Genomic DNA, 15,807 nt, shown 5'->3' with positions numbered 1-15,807 from the left:
CACGGGCCTCCCGTCGGTCGTCTGGTCGCGTCGGACAACCGGCGGCCCGCCCGCTCACGCGTCGCGGATCGCCAACACCCGGTGCGGCGCGGCCGCCTCGGCCCGCCACCCGCCGGGCAGCACGTCGCGGAGTTCGGGCACCGTGAAGCTCCGGCGGATCGACCGCAGGCCGTCGACGCGGATGAACGTCCCCGCCGCCACGAGCGGTGACGCCAGCGCGTACGCCCGGTAGGCCGCCGGCGACCGACGGATGTCCGAGTGCAGGCTGCGCCCGCTCGCGAGCAGTTCGGAGTCAGCCAGGAACCCCCGCCGTTCCTCGTCGCCCAGGTGGTGCAGCACGTGGTTCGACACGACGACGTCGAACCGCTCACCCGCCGCGACGAGGTCACCGCTCGACTGCTGCCGGAACGTCACACCGGTCGGGGACGACCGCCGTGCTGCAGCGATGGCACGTTCGTCCGGGTCGACCCCGACGACCTCGAGGTCGAATCCGTCGCTCGCCGCCCACCGCACCAGCGAGCGGGCCAGGTCGCCGCCGCCGCACCCCAGGTCGAGCACCCGGCCACGGCCGCTGGCGGGCAGGGCCGGCACGACGTGGGACCGCCAGGCCGCGCGCCAGCCGCTCACGAGCGCGTTCACGACGGCGAAGCGCCGGAACGTGCGCGCGAGGGCGCGCGGGTCGCAGTCCGGGTCGTCCATCAGTTCGGTCAGGTCGAGCGCGCGGGTGCGCAGGTCGACGGCCGGGAGGCCCGTGGTGCCGCCGTCCTGACGGCTCACGCCGCGCCCGTGGTCGCGACGGGCTCGCGGGCGGCCGCGACGGTGGGTTCCGCCACGGGCCACGCCGCGGCTTCCGCTGCGAGCGACGCCTCGGTCCGCACCGCGGTGAGCCGTGCGCTCTCCACCGTGAGGCCGGGGCCGAAGGCGAGCGCGACGACGGCGCTTCCGTCCTCGAGGCCGGCGTCGACGGCGTCCCGCAGCACGAAGAGCACGGTGGCGCTCGACATGTTGCCGTGTTCCCGCAGCACCCGCCGGCTCGACTCCATGGCGCTGTCGGGCAGGCCGAGCGACTCCTGGGTGCGGTCGAGGATGGCCCGGCCGCCCGGATGCACCGCCCACACCGGCACGTCCGACGCCGGCCCACCGTCGAGAAGCGGTTGCACGGCGCTCGGGACGTGCAGGCCGACGAGCTTCGGCACGGCGGTGGACAGGACCATCTCGAAGCCCTCGTCCCCGATGTTCCACGCCATCTCGGACGCCCCTTCGGGCACCACGGCCGTCGTGAAGTCGTCGAAGCGCAGACCGGCTCCGTCGCGGGCGACCACCGCGGCGGCCGCACCGTCGCCGAAGACGCTGTTCGCGACGATCTGGTCGGGGTCGTTCGAGGCGCGGACGTGCAGGGTGCAGAGTTCGCCGCAGACCACGAGCACGACGGCGTCCGGGTCCTGGTCGACGAACGCCGCGGCGATCCGGAGCGCGGGGAACGCGGCGCAGCACCCCATGAAGCCGATGTGGTGCCGGAAGACGCCACCGGGGAGCCCGAGCTGCTCGACGACGTCGATGTCCGGACCGGGCTGCGTGAACCCGGTGCACGACACGGTCACCAGGTGTGTGACGGCCTCCGGCGCGATGCCGGCACGTTCCACGGCGTCGCGGGCGGCGGCGACGAACAGCGGCGGTGCGAGTTCGCGGTACCGGTCGTTGCGTGAGCCGGTGGACGGCGAGCGCAAGGTGCCGTCGTCGTCACGGAACGCACCACCGGCACGCGCGGAGTCGAGTTCCTCGAGGACGGTGTGCCGCTGGTCGACCGCAGACCCGTCGAACGCGGCGGGGACGAGCCGTTTGCCGAGCCGCCCGAGGTCGGGTTGGGCGGAGAACAGGTCACGCACCCGGGGCTGGTCGAGGGTCGTCTCGGGGACGGCGGTTCCGATGGCGCGGATCGTTGCGGACACGACTCATCCTGTCACCCGATCGCTGACGTGTCCCCAGGATGCCCACGGCGACCGGGACGCACGGAGGGCACGGCACCGACCGGTGCCGTGCCCTCCGTGGTGGGACTGCCTACGACTGCTGTGCGCGCTCCAGCACGAGTTCCCGCACGCGGGCGGCGTCGGCCTGGCCCTTCATGGCCTTCATGACCGCACCGATGATCGCGCCGGCTGCCTGGACCTTGCCGTCCTGGATCTTCGCCAGCACGTCGGGCTGCGCCGCGAGTGCTTCGTCGACCGCGGCCGTCAGGGCGGAGTCGTCCGAGACGACCTTGAGCCCACGGGCCTCGACGACCTGCGCCGGCGAGCCCTCGCCCGCGATGACACCCTCGAGCACCTGGCGTGCCAGGCGGTCGGTCAGGTCGCCGGACTCGACGAGCGCGATGACCTCGGCGACGTGCTTCGGCGACACCAGGTCACCGGGGGCGGCGTCCTGCGCGTTGGCGACGCGGCTGATCTCGCCGGTCCACCACTTGCGGGCAGCCTGGGGTGCGGCGCCGGCGGCGACGGTGCCCTCGACCTCGTCGAGCAGCCCGCCGTTCACGACGTCCTGGAACTCCAGGTCGGCGAAGCCCCAGTCACCCTTCAGGCGACGGCGGCGTGCGACGGGGGCCTCGGGCAGCGAGGCACGGAGCTCCGCGATGACGGCGGGGTCCGGCACGACGGGCAGCAGGTCGGGCTCCGGGAAGTACCGGTAGTCGTCGGCGTCCGACTTCGGTCGACCGGCCGACGTGCGACCGGTGTCCTCGTGCCAGTGGCGGGTCTCCTGCGTGATCGTGCCACCGGCGGCGAGGATCGCGGCCTGACGCTGGATCTCGTAGCGGATCGCACGCTCGACGGCGCGGAACGAGTTGACGTTCTTGGTCTCGGTGCGGGTGCCGAGCTTCTCCTGCCCGCGAGGGCGCAGCGAGATGTTCGCGTCGCACCGCAGGTTGCCGCGCTCCATGCGGGCTTCGGAGACACCGAGCGCCCGGACGAGGTCGCGGATGACCTGCACGTAGGCGGCTCCGAGCTCGGGGGCACGGTGCTCAGCGCCGAAGATCGGCTTCGTGACGATCTCGACCAGGGGCACACCGGCGCGGTTGTAGTCGACGAGCGAGTACTCGGCGCCCTGGATACGGCCGGTGGCACCACCGACGTGCGTCAGCTTGCCGGCGTCCTCTTCCATGTGGGCGCGCTCGATCGGGATGTTGTAGATCGTCCCGTCGGCGAGCTCGACCTCGACCTCGCCCTCGTAGGCGATGGGCTCGTCGTACTGCGAGACCTGGTAGTTCTTCGGGTTGTCCGGGTAGAAGTAGTTCTTCCGGGCGAACCGCGAGGACTCGGCGATCGAGCAGCCGAGCGCGAGCCCGAGCTGGATCGAGTACCGCACGGCCTGTGCGTTCACGACCGGCAGCGACCCGGGCAGCCCGAGGTCGACCGGGGTGACGTTCGTGTTGGGTTCGCCGCCGAAGAAGTTCGGGGCGTCCGAGAACATCTTGGTCTTCGTCGCGAGTTCGACGTGGACCTCGAAGCCGAGCACCGGCTCGTAGCGCTCGAGCGCCTCGTCGAAGTCCATCAGCGCGTCCTTCTGCGCCATCAGATCACACCTTCCTGCGCAGCGGACTGCTGACTCTGGTCGAGGTCCGGGACGGACGCGATGAGCGGCGCGCCCCACTGCTGTTCGAGCAGACGCTCGAGGGCGGCACCGTAGCGGTACAGCCGGGCGTCCTCACGCTGGGGCGCCATCAGCTGCACACCGACGGGCAGGCCGTCCTCGGGCGCGAGGCCGTTCGGGATGCTCATGCCGGGAACGCCGGCGAGGTTCGCCGGGATCGTGGTGAGGTCGTTGAGGTACATCGCCAGCGGGTCGTCGATGCGCTCACCGATCGGGAACGCGGTCGTCGGGGCCGACGGGCTGACGAGCAGGTCGACCTGCTCGAAGGCGGCCTGGAAGTCCCGCTGCACGAGCGTGCGGACCTTCTGCGCCGAGCCGTAGTAGGCGTCGTAGTAGCCGGCGCTCAGGGCGTAGGTGCCGAGGATGATGCGCCGCTTGACCTCGGGCCCGAAGCCGGCTTCACGCGTGGCGGCCATGACGTCCTCGACGGTGGCACCGTTCTCGGGTGTGACCCGGAGGCCGAAGCGCACCGAGTCGAACTTGGCGAGGTTCGACGATGCCTCGGCCGGGAGGATCAGGTAGTACGCGCTGATCGCGTACGCGAACGACGGGGCGTCGATCTCGACGACGACCGCGCCGGCCGACTCGAGCAGCGCGACCGTCTCCTGGAAGCGCTGGGTGACCCCGGCCTGGAACCCGTCGCCCCCGGCGAGTTCCTTCACCACGCCGACGCGCAGGCCGCGGAGGGTGTCCGCCTGCAGCCCTTCGCGTGCGGCGGCGGCCATCGAGGGCCAGGCGTCCGGGATGGACGTGGAGTCCTTCGGGTCGTGCCCGCCGATGACGTCGTGCAGGAGCGCGGCGTCGAGGACGGTGCGGGACACCGGGCCGATCTGGTCGAGGCTGGACGCCAGGGCGATGGCGCCGTAGCGGCTCACCCCGCCGTAGGTCGGCTTCACACCGACCGTGCCCGTCACCGCACCCGGCTGACGGATGGAGCCACCCGTGTCCGAACCGAGGGCGAAGGGTGCTTCGTGCGCGGCGACCGCAGCGGCCGAGCCACCGCCGGAGCCGCCGGGGATCCGGTCGAGGTCCCACGGGTTGCGGGTCGGCCCGTACGCCGAGAACTCGGTGGTCGAGCCCATCGCGAACTCGTCCATGTTGGTCTTGCCGAGCGGCACGAGGCCGGCGGCGCGGAGCTTCGCGACGGGGGTGGCATCGTACGGCGGCACCCAGCCCTCGAGGATCCTGGACCCGGCGGTCGTGGGCATGTCCTGCGTGCACAGGACGTCCTTGACGGCGATCGGCACACCGGCGAGCGGCCCGAGGTCGTCGCCCGCGGCACGGCGGGAGTCGATCGACTTCGCCACTGCCAGGGCGTTCTGGTTGACGTGCAGGAACGCGTGCACGTCGCCGTCGACGGCGGCGATCCGGTCGAGGTGGGCCTGGGTGGCCTCGACGCTCGAGACGTCGCGCGCCACGAGGGCGTCGGCGAGCGCCGCGGCGCTCAGCTTCGTGATGTCGTCAGTCACTGTTCTTCGCCCTACTGTTCTTCGCCGAGGATGGCGGTCACGCGGAACCGTTCGCCGTCGGAGTCGGGCGCCCCGGAGAGCGCCTGCTCCTGCGTCAGCGTCGTGCCGACCACGTCGGGTCGGGTGACGTTGCCGAGCGGCACGGGGTGGCTCGTCGCCGGGACGTCGTCGGTCGCGACCTCGGCGACCTTGGCGACGCTCTCGACGATGTGCGACAGCTCCCCGGTCAGCTTCTCGATCTCGTCGGGCGTGAGTGCGATACGTGCGAGGTTCGCCAGGTGTGCGACCTGCTCGCTCGTGATGTCAGGCATGGTGCTCCGTCGATCGGTTCGTGGAATGCCCCACAGTCTATTGGCTGCGTCGAGCGCGCAGGCGCGGCTGTGGACAACCCCTTGGAGGCCCGGTGCCGGTCCGCCGGACCGGCACCGGGCCTCCAGGGGGTCAGACGGTCACTTCCCGTTCTGGTCCCCCGCCGCCGGTGCCGCCGGGGGCACCGTGGCGGCGGGCGCCGGCGCAGCCGGGGCAGTGGGTGCAGCCGGAGCGGCAGGTGCAGCCGGAGCAGCCGTCGGCGTCGTCTGGTCGTCCTGCGCAGTCCCCTGCCCGGACGAAGTCCCCGACGACGACGACGAAGACGAAGACGAAGACGAAGACGACGATGACGACGACTTGCTCGCCTGCCCGATCATCGCCTGGCTCGGCGCCGGCAGCGCTCCCCCGCCGACGGTCTGGTCGAGGTACGCCATCATCGACTTCCCGACCCCGAACTTCGCGCTGTACCCGGTGGTGCCCTGCAGGAACGGCCAGTTCGCCAGGCTCACGCTCCCCTGCACGTTGCCGACCCAGGTGGCGTTCGTGTACTTCGTCGACGACGCGACCAGCCAGTTCTGCACGTCGCCGTCGGTGGTGCCGGTCTTCGCGAACTTCGCGACGCTGTCCCCGGGGTTCGCGCTCGCGGCCGTCCCCGACCCGGACAGCACGCCCTGCAGCGCGTAGTCGACCGTGCCCGCGACGTCCGCCGAGACGCCCTGCGTGCAGGACGACGGCGTCGGGGTGATCTTCGTGCCGTCCGCCTCGGTCACCGAGTCGATCGCGGTGGGCGTGCACACGATGCCGCCGTTGGCGAAGCCCGCGTAGGCCTCGGCCAGGTCGATCGGCGACAGCTCGTTCACGCCGAGGATCGACGACGGCGTCTGCGTCAGGTCACCGCCGTCGGCGCGGTGGATGCCCATCGACTGCGCGAGCTGGGCGATCTTGCACAGGTCGAGCTGCTTGCCCATCTGGGCGTACGCCGTGTTGATCGACTCGACCGTCGCCGCCTCGACCGACATCGACGACGGCACGCTCTCGGCGTTGGCGACGTTCCAGGTGCCACCCGCGACGTTCTGGCAGCTGTTGGTGAACTCGGCGTTCGCGAACTGGTGCTCCGAGGTGGTGACCGAGTCGGACAGTGTGTGCCCGCTGGCGAGCCACTCAGCCAGGGTGAACACCTTGTAGGTCGAGCCGGTCTGGAACCCGCCCGAGTTGCCGTACCCGGAGTCGGCGCTGTAGTTCACCGCCGTGGCCCCGGCGGCGGCGTTGTCCCCCTGCGTGTACGTGGTGTTCTGGACCATCGACATGATCCGGCCGGTGCCGGGCTCCACGGTGACGTTCGAGCCGCCGACGTCGACGCCGGCCATCGTGGCCGGCACGTAGGTGGACAGGGCGGACTGTGCCTGGCCCTGCAGGTCGAGGTCGAGCGAGGTGTGGATCTGCAGGCCCTTGGTGTCGAGTGTGGCGATGCGTGCCGCCGCGGTCTTGCCGAACGCGGGGTCCTGCAGCACCTGGTCGCGGACGTAGTCGCAGAAGTACCCGGCGTCGTAGTGCGTCGCGGCGGTCGAGCACCCGTTGGCGGTCTCGGTGATCTTCGGCGTGACCGGCGTCGCGATCGCCTTCGTCATCTGTGCCTTCGTGATCGACCCGTGCGCCTGCATCCGGCGGAGCACGTAGTCGCGGCGCTCCTTCGTCAGCTCGTACCCGTTGGCCTTGCCGTTGTCCTTGTCGCTCGGCACGTCGATGCGCAGGTTCGACGGGTTGTTGAGGATCGCGACGAGCGTGGCCGACTGCACGAGCGACAGGTCCTTCGCGTGCACGCCGAAGTAGTACTCGGCCCCGGCCTCGGCCCCGTAGACCCGCCCGCCGAGCCCGACGATGTTGAGGTACCCGGTCAGGATCTCGTCCTTCGAGTACTTCTTGTTCACCGCGATCGCGTACCGCATCTCCTGCAGCTTGCGCTGCGGCGTGACGCCGGCCGCGTCCTCGTAGCAGGCTTCGACCTTCTTCTCGGTGGCGGCCTGGTCCTTGCCCGTGAGCTCCTCGCACTGCTGCACCAGGACGTTCTTGACGTACTGCTGCGTGATGCTCGAGCCGCCCTGCACGTCCCCGCCGACGACGGTCGCGGCGACCCCGCGGAGCGTCCCGAGCACGTCGATGCCGCCCTCGTCGTAGTAGCGCGGGTCCTCGGTGTCGATCGCCGCCTGCTTGAGCGAGTCCGCCATCTGGTCCGCCGTCACGTTCGTGCGGTTCTCGGCGTAGAACGAGGCGATCTTGACCTGCTTCCCGCCCTGCTCCGCGTACACGGACGACACCTGCTGCGGGGTCTGCACGTCGAGGTAGGTCGGCAGGTCCTCGAAGAACGAGACTGCCCCGGACGTCCCCTCACCCGCGACGGCGACCGCCGGGGTCACCGCGACGGCGACGAGCATGCCGGCGAGCACGGACATCACCACGAACATCAGGAGAGCACCAGGCCATCGCACCACACGCATGACGGCACCGTAGGCAGCAGGGCTGTACTGGTTCTGCCCTGGAACGAGTGCAGGCTGCGGTCGCGCTCAGGTTGCCACCCAGGCGGTTCCGAGGACGCGTCGCGATCCGCGCGGGCGCACCGATCCGGCCGGGAGGCCCGCAACGACTCCGCCACGTCGGACGCCGGTCACGATCGGGTCACGTCCACCGAGTCGCCACGACCGGTGGGTCCGCCGGGTCGGTCAGGGCCGGCCGCCCACCGTCCGTCGGTCACGGCCGGTCAGTCACGGGGCTGCAGGTCCTGCGGGCGCACGAGGTACATGTCCGGCGAGGCGCCGACGATGCCGTCACCACCCGACTTGCCGCGTCGGACCTGCTCGCGCACCAGGTCGCCGCGTCCGATGCCGATCAGGGCGACGTCGTGCAGCGATGCCGTGCCCGGCTTGAAGTAGTCGTTGTGCCCCACGGGTCGCCGGAAGACGTCACCGGCCGACAGCGCATCGGCGCCCCCGGCCAGGTCGAGCACGGTCGACCCGAACGACGCCCCGCCCGGGTCGGTGCCGAAGTACCCGGAACCCGCGATGGGATCGCTGTGCGCACCGCCGACGAAGACCTGCCCGGTGGCGACGGCGAGGTCGTCCGCCGTCCTGACGTCGCTGCCCGGCGACCCGAGCACGGTCAGGGTGTCGGCGGTCATCCGCCCCGACGCCAGGGCCGTCATCGCCGTGGTCGACCCGTACGAGTGCGCGACGATGTTCACGCGCGGTTGGTCGCCCGCCCGGATCACACGCAGCCCTGCGACGGTCCGTTCGAGCCGCTCGGCCCCGGTCCGGGCGAGCCCGAGCGACAGGATGTTCGACAGGTCCGGCGTCCGGTACCCCATCCACGCGACGACGGCGGCTCCCGACCCGTTGCCCGTGGCGGCGAGCGGCGCCAGGGTGGCCTGCTCACGGGACAGGTCGTTGGCGGTGTTCGTGAAGTCGGTCATCTGCCCGGTGACCGTGAAGAACATGCCCGGCACCACGACGGTGACGTCGGCCGCGGTGGCGAGGTCGCCGATGCTGATCGCGGCACGGCCCGACCCCCGGGTGTCGAGCGCCACCAGGAAGCGCCGCGGGTCGCCGGGTTGCTGCACCAGGGAGTCCCGGACCTGCCCGAGCATCGCGGCCCGGGCTGCTCCGAGGTCGGCGTCGGCGAGGCCGGACGTCAGCGTCGCGCGGTTGGCCTGGTCACGGACCGCGTACGGCACGCCCTCGAGGTTCCCGACCAGGGCGGGCGCGTGCACGAGGAGGCGGTCCTGCTCGTCGGCGGGCAGGTGCGACCACCACTGCGCGACGGTCTGCGCGGGCGGCGGGTCGTCCTGCACCGTCGCCACGACGCCGCGGTCGGTGGCCGCGCTCCGCAGGTCTGCGGCACCGAGCGCACCGAGGTCCTCGACGAAGGCGCGTCCGTGCGCGGCGGCGAGGTCGTCGACCCGCACCGCTGTCGTGGACGACGCCGCTGCAGCCAGCGGTGCCGCCACGGGAGCCGACGCCGACGCCGACGAGAGCACGTCGTCGACCGGGACGATGCGGGTCGTGGCGGTGCTGGCGACCGTGACCTGGTGCGCCGGGGGCATGCCTGGGGCCTCGATCACTCCGAGCGAGTGCACCGAGGCGGTGAGCAGAGCCGCAGCGATGAGCAGCATTCGGGTCTCCCCCGGGAAGGCCGTCCCGACGTCCCCCTGCAGACGACGGGTGATGCTCGGTCGAGTCTATGGAGATGTCCGCGGATCATCCATGCGCGATGCAACTTGTCCCCCGAACTGGGCGCGTTCGACGGCGCGCCGCGCTCAGCGGATGCGACCGGGCGTGCTGTGTGCCCCGGTCGGTCCTCAGTCCTCGGTCGTGGGCGCTTCCGGTTCGGCGAGCGCCGCGGGCCCCTCGGTCACGAGCAGGTGGAACTGCTCGGCGTCGATGATCCGGACGCCCAGCTGCTCGGCCTTCGTGAGCTTCGAACCGGCACCCGGACCGGCCGCCACGAAGTCGGTCTTCTTGCTCACGCTCGAGGCAGCCTTGCCACCGGCGGTGATGATCGCCTCCAGCGCACCTTCGCGCGTGTAGCCCTCGAGTGACCCGGTCGCGACGACGGTGACGCCGCTCAGCACGCCGCCCTCGACGTCGGCGCTGCCCGGGCCGGGGTGGCCCGGGGTGGTGAACTGCACGCCGGCCGTGGTCCAGCGGTCGATGATCTCGCGGTGCCAGTCGACATCGAACCAGGCGAGCAGGGCGTCGGCGATGATCCCGCCGACCCCGTCGACGGCGGCGAGGTCCTCGCGCGATGCCGACCGGATCGCGTCGAGGGACCCGAAGTGGTTCGCCAGGGCCCGGGCGGCGACGGGTCCGACGTGGCGGATGCTCAGGCCGACCAGGATCCGCCACAGGGGCTTCGTCTTCGCCGCGTCGATGTTCGCGAGCATCTCGAACGCGTTCTTCGACGGGTAGCGGCTCGGCTCACCGGTGTAGTCGGCGCCGCGTGCCTCGGGGTCGAACGGCGGGTCGGTCTTCTTGCGCGCCCGACTGAACGGCGTGACGCGCTTCGGGGTGCCGTCGTCGTCGACCTTCTCCATGCCGGTCTCGGCGTCGCGGACGATGACCTCGATCGGGACGATGTCCTGCATCGTCAGGTCGAACAGTCCGGCCTCGGTGACGAGCGGCGGGGTCTCCGGGCGAAGGGGCTGCGTGAGCGCCGCGGCCGCGACCTCGCCGAGCCCCTCGATGTCGAGCGACCCGCGCGAAGCGATGTGCTCGACCCGACCGCGCACCTGCGCCGGGCAGCTCTTCGCGTTCGGGCAGCGCAGGTCGATGTCGCCTTCCTTCGCGGGGGCGAGCTCAGTGCCGCACTCGGGGCAGTTGGTCGGCATCACGAACTCGCGCTCGGAGCCGTCACGGAGCTCGACCACCGGGCCGAGCACCTCGGGGATGACGTCGCCGGCCTTCCGCAGCACGACCGTGTCGCCGATCAGCACGCCCTTCGCCTTGACGACCTGCTGGTTGTGCAATGTGGCCTGGCGGACGACGGACCCGGCGACCTCGGCCGGGGCCATCACCGCGAACGGGGTGGCACGGCCGGTGCGGCCGACGCTGACCACGATGTCGGTGAGCGTCGTGTGCACTTCTTCCGGCGGGTACTTGTAGGCGATCGCCCACCGCGGCGCCCGCGACGTCGACCCGAGTTCCTCGTGCAGGGCGAGGTCGTCGACCTTCACGACGACGCCGTCGATCTGGTGCTCGACCGACGAACGGCGCTCCCCCGTGGTCCGGACGAAGCCGTTGACCTCGTCGATGGTGTCGAACACCCGGTAGTGGCTGCTCGTCGGGAGGCCCCAGGTCTGCAGCAGCTCGTACACCTCGGACTGGCTGCGGACGTCGGTGCCCTGCTCGAGTTCACGGACGGGCCACGCCCCGATGCCGTGCACGAGCATCCGCAGACGCCGCAGCCGGTCGACCATCAGTGCCCGCTTCGCCTCGGACTTGCCCTCTTCCTTCTGGCGGAGGGACCCGGCGGCGGCGTTGCGCGGGTTGGCGAACACGCGCTCCCCCGCCTCGCGCTGGTTGGCGTTGAGCTCGTCGAACTCGGCGACCGGGAAGAAGATCTCGCCCCGGACCTCGACCAGGGGCGGGTGACCGGTGCCGGACAGGCGGTCCGGGATCGTGCCCATCGTGCGGACGTTGCCGGTGACGTCCTCGCCGACCACGCCGTCACCGCGGGTGGCGGCGGAGACGAGCCGACCGTGCTCGTACCGCAGGTTGATGGCCAGGCCGTCGATCTTCAGCTCGGTCAGGAACCGCACCCGCTCGGCACCGGCGTCCCGCTGCACCTTGAGGGCCCACTCGGTGAGCTCGTCGGGGCTGAAGACGTTGTCGAGCGAGAGCATGCGCTCGGCGTGCTCGACCGGTGCGAACTGCGTCGTCTGCGCCTGCCCGCCCACGGTCTGCGTGGGGCTGTCGGGCGTCAGGAGTTCCGGGAACCGCCGCTCGATCGCGTCGAGGCGGTGCACCAGGGCGTCGTAGTCGGCGTCCGACAGGGGCGAGGCGTTGCCCTCGTAGTAGTCATGCCGTAGCTCGGTGACGCGGGCGCGCAACCGGTCGACCTCGCGCGCGGCCTGGGCGGCGTCGAGCCCGTCGGGGTCGATGGTCTCGAACGTCGCGTCGGTCTCGCTCATGGCATCAGTTCTACCGTGCACCACCGACGCGGCGTGCAGCGAGCGTGTGCCCCGGGAGCGGCGGGGTCAGGCGTCGACGGGGACGGCGCTGACCGTGGTGTCGATCGTGCACTGGCCGAGCACCCGTGTGCCGACGTAGACCACGGCCGTCTGCCCGGGAGCGACCCCGTGCAGCGGCTCGTCGACGTCGATCACGAGCACGTCGTCCTGCACCCGGGCGGTCGCGGGCACCGGGTCGGCGTGCGCGCGGATCTGCACGTCGCAGGCGAACGGCGTCGCGGGGTCGGCTGGCGCCGTGCCCGCCCAGGTGAACCGTGAGCCGGACATCGAGGTGACGGCGAGGGCTTCCTTCGGGCCGACGACGACGGTGTTGTCCTTCGGGCGGATCTCGAGCACGAACCGGGGCTTGCCGTCCGGTGCCGGGCGACCGAGGGCCAGGCCGCGGCGCTGTCCGACGGTGTAGCCGGTGGCGCCCTCGTGCGAGCCGACGACCGTGCCGTCACGCTCGACGACCTCGCCGGGGGCGGTGCCGACGCGGTCCGCCAGCCAGCCGCGGGTGTCGCCGTCCGGGATGAAGCAGATGTCGTACGAGTCCGGCTTCTGGGCGACCGTCAGCCCGCGCTCGGCGGCCTCGGCCCGGACCTCGTCCTTCGACGGCGTCGCGCCGAGCGGGAACATCGCGTGCTGCAGCTGCTCGGCGGTCAGGACCCCGAGCACGTACGACTGGTCCTTCGCCCACGCGGCCGACCGGTGCAGCTCGCGGGAGCCGTCCGGACCGGTGACGATCGACGCGTAGTGCCCGGTCGCGACGGCGTCGAAGCCCAGGGCCAGTGCCTTCTCGAGCAGCGCCGCGAACTTGATCCGCTCGTTGCAGCGCATGCAGGGGTTCGGGGTGCGGCCGGCCTGGTACTCGGCCACGAAGTCGTCGACGACGTCCTCCTTGAACCGGGCCGAGAAGTCCCACACGTAGTACGGGATCCCGAGGGCCGACGCGGCGCGCTGGGCGTCCATCGAGTCCTCGATGGTGCAGCACCCACGGCTGCCGGTGCGCAGGGTGCCGGGCATCCGGCTCAGGGCCAGGTGCACACCCACCACGTCGTGGCCGGCGTCGACCGCCCGGGCTGCGGCCACCGCCGAGTCGACACCACCGCTCATCGCCGCAAGAACACGCATGCGTCCAGGGTAACCCGCCGACGAAGCGGTACCGCTGGCGTACCGTTGGTCGGGCGATGGCCACGACGGGGAACGACTCATTCGACTTCCGGTCCGTCCTGCTGTCCGGGTTCCTGCCCGCTGCGCTCTTCGCGATCGGCGAGGGCGCGATCATCCCGATCATCCCGATCGCGGCCGACTCGCTCGGTGCCAGCCTGGCCTTCGCGGGCTTCGTCGCCTCGCTCATCCTGGTCGGCGAGCTCATCGGCGACGTGCCGTCCGGCATCGTCGTCGCCCGCATCGGCGAGCGGAACGCCATGATCGGCGCCGCGCTCGTGTCGGTGGTCGGGCTCGTGGTCGCCACGACGGCCGCGAACGCCTGGGTCCTGGCGCTCGGGGTGTTCCTGGTCGGTGTCTCCACCGCGGTGTTCGCCCTCGCCCGGCACGCCTACATGACCACCGCGATCCCCCTGCGGATCCGGGCCCGGGCACTGTCGAGCCTCGGCGGCGTCTTCCGCTTCGGCTACTTCGTCGGCCCGTTCATCGCCGCCGGCGTCATCCACCTGACCGGCACCACCAGCAGCGCCTTCTGGATCCACGTCGTCTGCTGCCTGGCGGCGGCGACCGTGCTCCTGGCGCTGCGCGACCCCGCGACGGGCACACGCGGCCTGCGGTTGCCGCCACGGGCCTCCCGGCTGTCGGCCGACCACGCGACGGACGCGAGCGACCACGCGACCGAACCGCCCGCCGACACGGGCGCGCAGTTCGTCCAGCAGGAGGCGCAGGGCCTCTTCCGCACCATCCGCGCGAACGGGGCGGTCCTGCTGCGGCTCGGCAGCGGCGCCGGCCTGATCGGTGCGATGCGCGCCGGGCGGCAGGTGATCCTGCCGCTCTGGGCGGTGAGCGTCGGTCTCGACGACTCGACCGCGGCCCTCGTGATCGGCATCGCCGGAGCCGTCGACTTCGCGCTGTTCTACACGAGCGGGCAGATCATGGACCGGTGGGGACGGCTCGCGAGCGCCCTGCCCTGCATGCTCGGCCTGAGCATCAGCTACTTCCTGCTCGCCTGGAGCGGCCACCTGGACGCCCGGATCGGCTGGTTCGTCGCGATCGCGATGGGCATGTCCCTGGCGAACGGGGTCGGTTCCGGCATCCTCATGACGCTCGGCGCGGACCTCGCCCCGCGCGACGCCCCGGCACCGTTCCTGGGGGCGTGGCGGTTCACCGGCGACTTCGGGTCGGCGGCCGCACCGCTCCTCATCTCCGGCGTGACCGCCGTCGCGTCCATCGCCGTCGCGAGCGGGGTGATGGGCGTGCTCGGCCTGGTCGGCGCGGGCATCCTGCTCCGGTACGTGCCCCGGTACCTGCCGCGCCCGCTGCGCTGACGCGCTGTCGCGCTGCCGCGCTGCCGCGCTGGCGCACCGTGCGCGCTCCTCCGCTCCGTGCGCGGTTGACCGCACCGTGCACACCCACAGCGCCGCACCCAGCCGCCGAGCTCGCACCGGGTCGCGGACCGCGCACGGTGCGTCCCACGGCCTGGAGGCCCGGCGCACGTCCGCCCCGCACCCCGCGCTCGGTAGACTGCCGCTGCTCGCGGGAGTGGTGGAATCGGTAGACACGCAGGATTTAGGTTCCTGTGCCCCAGGCGTGAGGGTTCGAGTCCCTCCTTCCGCACCGAGTCCGTCCTGGCGCACCGTTGCGGTCATCCGCACGCCTCGTGCAGGTCAACCCTGCGAGGGATGGCCCGGTCACTTCCGGGCGGTACCCTCATCCCGCGGGAGTCCTCCCCGTGACTCCCGCTCCACGACCGGAAGAACCATGCACTCCGTCGCACTCGCCCTGATCCCGTGGCTCGATCCGCAGTACATCCTCGACCACTTCGGGGCCATCGCCGTGCTCGTGGTCTGCGCGATCGTGTTCGCCGAGACCGGTCTGCTCATCGGCTTCATCTTCCCCGGCGACAGCCTGCTGGTCATCACCGGCCTGTTCGCCTTCGACCGCGGTGGCGAGATCGGCGGCATCCCGATCTGGGTCGCGGCGCTGATGATCGGCGCCGCCGCGTTCCTCGGTGGCGAGCTCGGGTACTACATCGGCAAGAAGGCCGGGCCCCCGATCTTCGAGCGGAAGGACAGCGGGCTCTTCTCGAAGGCGAACGTCGAGCGCACCAACGCGTTCTTCCACCGCTTCGGCCCCCTCGCCGTGATCCTGGCGCGCTTCGTGCCGGTCGTCCGCACCTTCGCCCCGATCGCCGCGGGTGTCGGCCGGATGGACTACAAGAAGTACTCGCTCTACAACGCGATCGGCGCCGTGGTCTGGGGCGTCGGCGTGACGTTCCTCGGGTACTTCATCGGGCACATCCCCTTCGTTGCGCACATCGTCCGCGAGTACATCGACATCATCCTGCTCGCCGCGGTCGTCGTGACCGTCGTGCCGATGGCGCTGACGTACCTGCGCAACGCCCGCAAGGCGAAGCACACGAACGAAGCCGAGGCCACCACGGCCCCGACGGTCGACCCGACGCTCTAGCACCCTGCACGACCGAAGTCGCCCCGAACC

At 71.6% G+C, this 15,807-nt stretch carries 11 protein-coding genes and 1 tRNA gene; 3 read left to right on the top strand and 9 right to left on the bottom strand.

Translation table 11 applies throughout. The features are described 5' to 3' along the window. Window positions 1–54: 54 nt before the first annotated feature. From DEJ29_RS05030 to mnmA, 9 genes are all read right to left on the bottom strand, one after another. Window positions 55–777 (bottom strand): methyltransferase domain-containing protein, encoded by a 723-nt coding sequence (locus DEJ29_RS05030; protein ID WP_111038782.1) that lies wholly within the window; start codon window positions 775–777, stop codon window positions 55–57. Next, window positions 774–1,949 carry a type III polyketide synthase gene (locus DEJ29_RS05025; RefSeq protein WP_181438166.1) on the bottom strand — a complete coding sequence of 392 codons (1,176 nt, stop codon included), beginning with the start codon at window positions 1,947–1,949 and terminating at the stop codon, window positions 774–776. Before DEJ29_RS05025 ends, DEJ29_RS05030 begins: the two co-directional genes overlap by 4 nt. A 109-nt stretch (window positions 1,950–2,058) precedes the next feature. Then, a complete protein-coding gene (gene gatB / locus DEJ29_RS05020; protein WP_035807593.1) occupies window positions 2,059–3,564 on the bottom strand; it encodes an Asp-tRNA(Asn)/Glu-tRNA(Gln) amidotransferase subunit GatB in 1,506 nt (501 codons plus the stop codon). Further along, window positions 3,564–5,111 carry an Asp-tRNA(Asn)/Glu-tRNA(Gln) amidotransferase subunit GatA gene (gatA, locus tag DEJ29_RS05015; RefSeq protein WP_027464607.1) on the bottom strand — a complete coding sequence of 516 codons (1,548 nt, stop codon included), beginning with the start codon at window positions 5,109–5,111 and terminating at the stop codon, window positions 3,564–3,566. The genes gatB and gatA overlap by 1 nt, the downstream gene beginning before the upstream one ends. Window positions 5,112–5,122: 11 nt before the next feature. Then, entirely contained in the window at window positions 5,123–5,422 is a 300-nt protein-coding gene (gene gatC, locus DEJ29_RS05010) for an Asp-tRNA(Asn)/Glu-tRNA(Gln) amidotransferase subunit GatC (protein ID WP_017887005.1), read from the bottom strand. A 138-nt stretch (window positions 5,423–5,560) separates the two neighbouring features. Next, window positions 5,561–7,915, bottom strand: a complete 2,355-nt coding sequence (locus DEJ29_RS05005; RefSeq protein WP_111094769.1) for a transglycosylase domain-containing protein — start codon at window positions 7,913–7,915, stop codon at window positions 5,561–5,563. Between the two features lie 260 nt (window positions 7,916–8,175). Further along, the gene (locus DEJ29_RS05000) at window positions 8,176–9,582 is read right to left on the bottom strand and encodes an alpha/beta hydrolase (protein WP_111094768.1); all 1,407 of its coding nucleotides are present in this window, start codon (window positions 9,580–9,582) and stop codon (window positions 8,176–8,178) included. A 186-nt stretch (window positions 9,583–9,768) separates the two neighbouring features. Continuing rightward, complete coding sequence (gene ligA, locus DEJ29_RS04995) at window positions 9,769–12,099, bottom strand: NAD-dependent DNA ligase LigA (protein WP_110864472.1); 2,331 nt, start codon at window positions 12,097–12,099, stop codon at window positions 9,769–9,771. Window positions 12,100–12,165: 66 nt separating this feature from the next. Further along, window positions 12,166–13,272, bottom strand: coding sequence for a tRNA 2-thiouridine(34) synthase MnmA (gene mnmA, locus DEJ29_RS04990; protein ID WP_031259645.1), 1,107 nt, complete (start codon window positions 13,270–13,272; stop codon window positions 12,166–12,168). A 56-nt stretch (window positions 13,273–13,328) separates the two neighbouring features. Here mnmA and DEJ29_RS04985 point away from each other — a divergent pair, with 56 nt between their 5' ends. The 3 genes from DEJ29_RS04985 to DEJ29_RS04975 all read left to right on the top strand — a co-directional run bounded on the left by DEJ29_RS04985 (window position 13,329) and on the right by DEJ29_RS04975 (window position 15,777). Continuing rightward, window positions 13,329–14,636, top strand: coding sequence for an MFS transporter (locus DEJ29_RS04985; RefSeq protein ID WP_111094767.1), 1,308 nt, complete (start codon window positions 13,329–13,331; stop codon window positions 14,634–14,636). 208 nt (window positions 14,637–14,844) lie between these two features. Beyond that, window positions 14,845–14,925: transfer RNA gene (locus tag DEJ29_RS04980), tRNA-Leu, on the top strand. Window positions 14,926–15,069: 144 nt separating this feature from the next. Beyond that, window positions 15,070–15,777: a DedA family protein gene (locus DEJ29_RS04975; protein WP_027464603.1), complete on the top strand. Its 708-nt coding sequence runs from the start codon at window positions 15,070–15,072 to the stop codon at window positions 15,775–15,777. Window positions 15,778–15,807: the final 30 nt, after the last annotated feature.

Origin of the sequence: Curtobacterium sp. MCPF17_021 (assembly GCF_003234605.2) — a bacterium.
Lineage (GTDB): Bacteria > Actinomycetota > Actinomycetes > Actinomycetales > Microbacteriaceae > Curtobacterium > Curtobacterium flaccumfaciens.
Note: the sequence above shows the minus strand (reverse complement) of the source record. Positions and strands in the feature narration are given on the sequence as shown.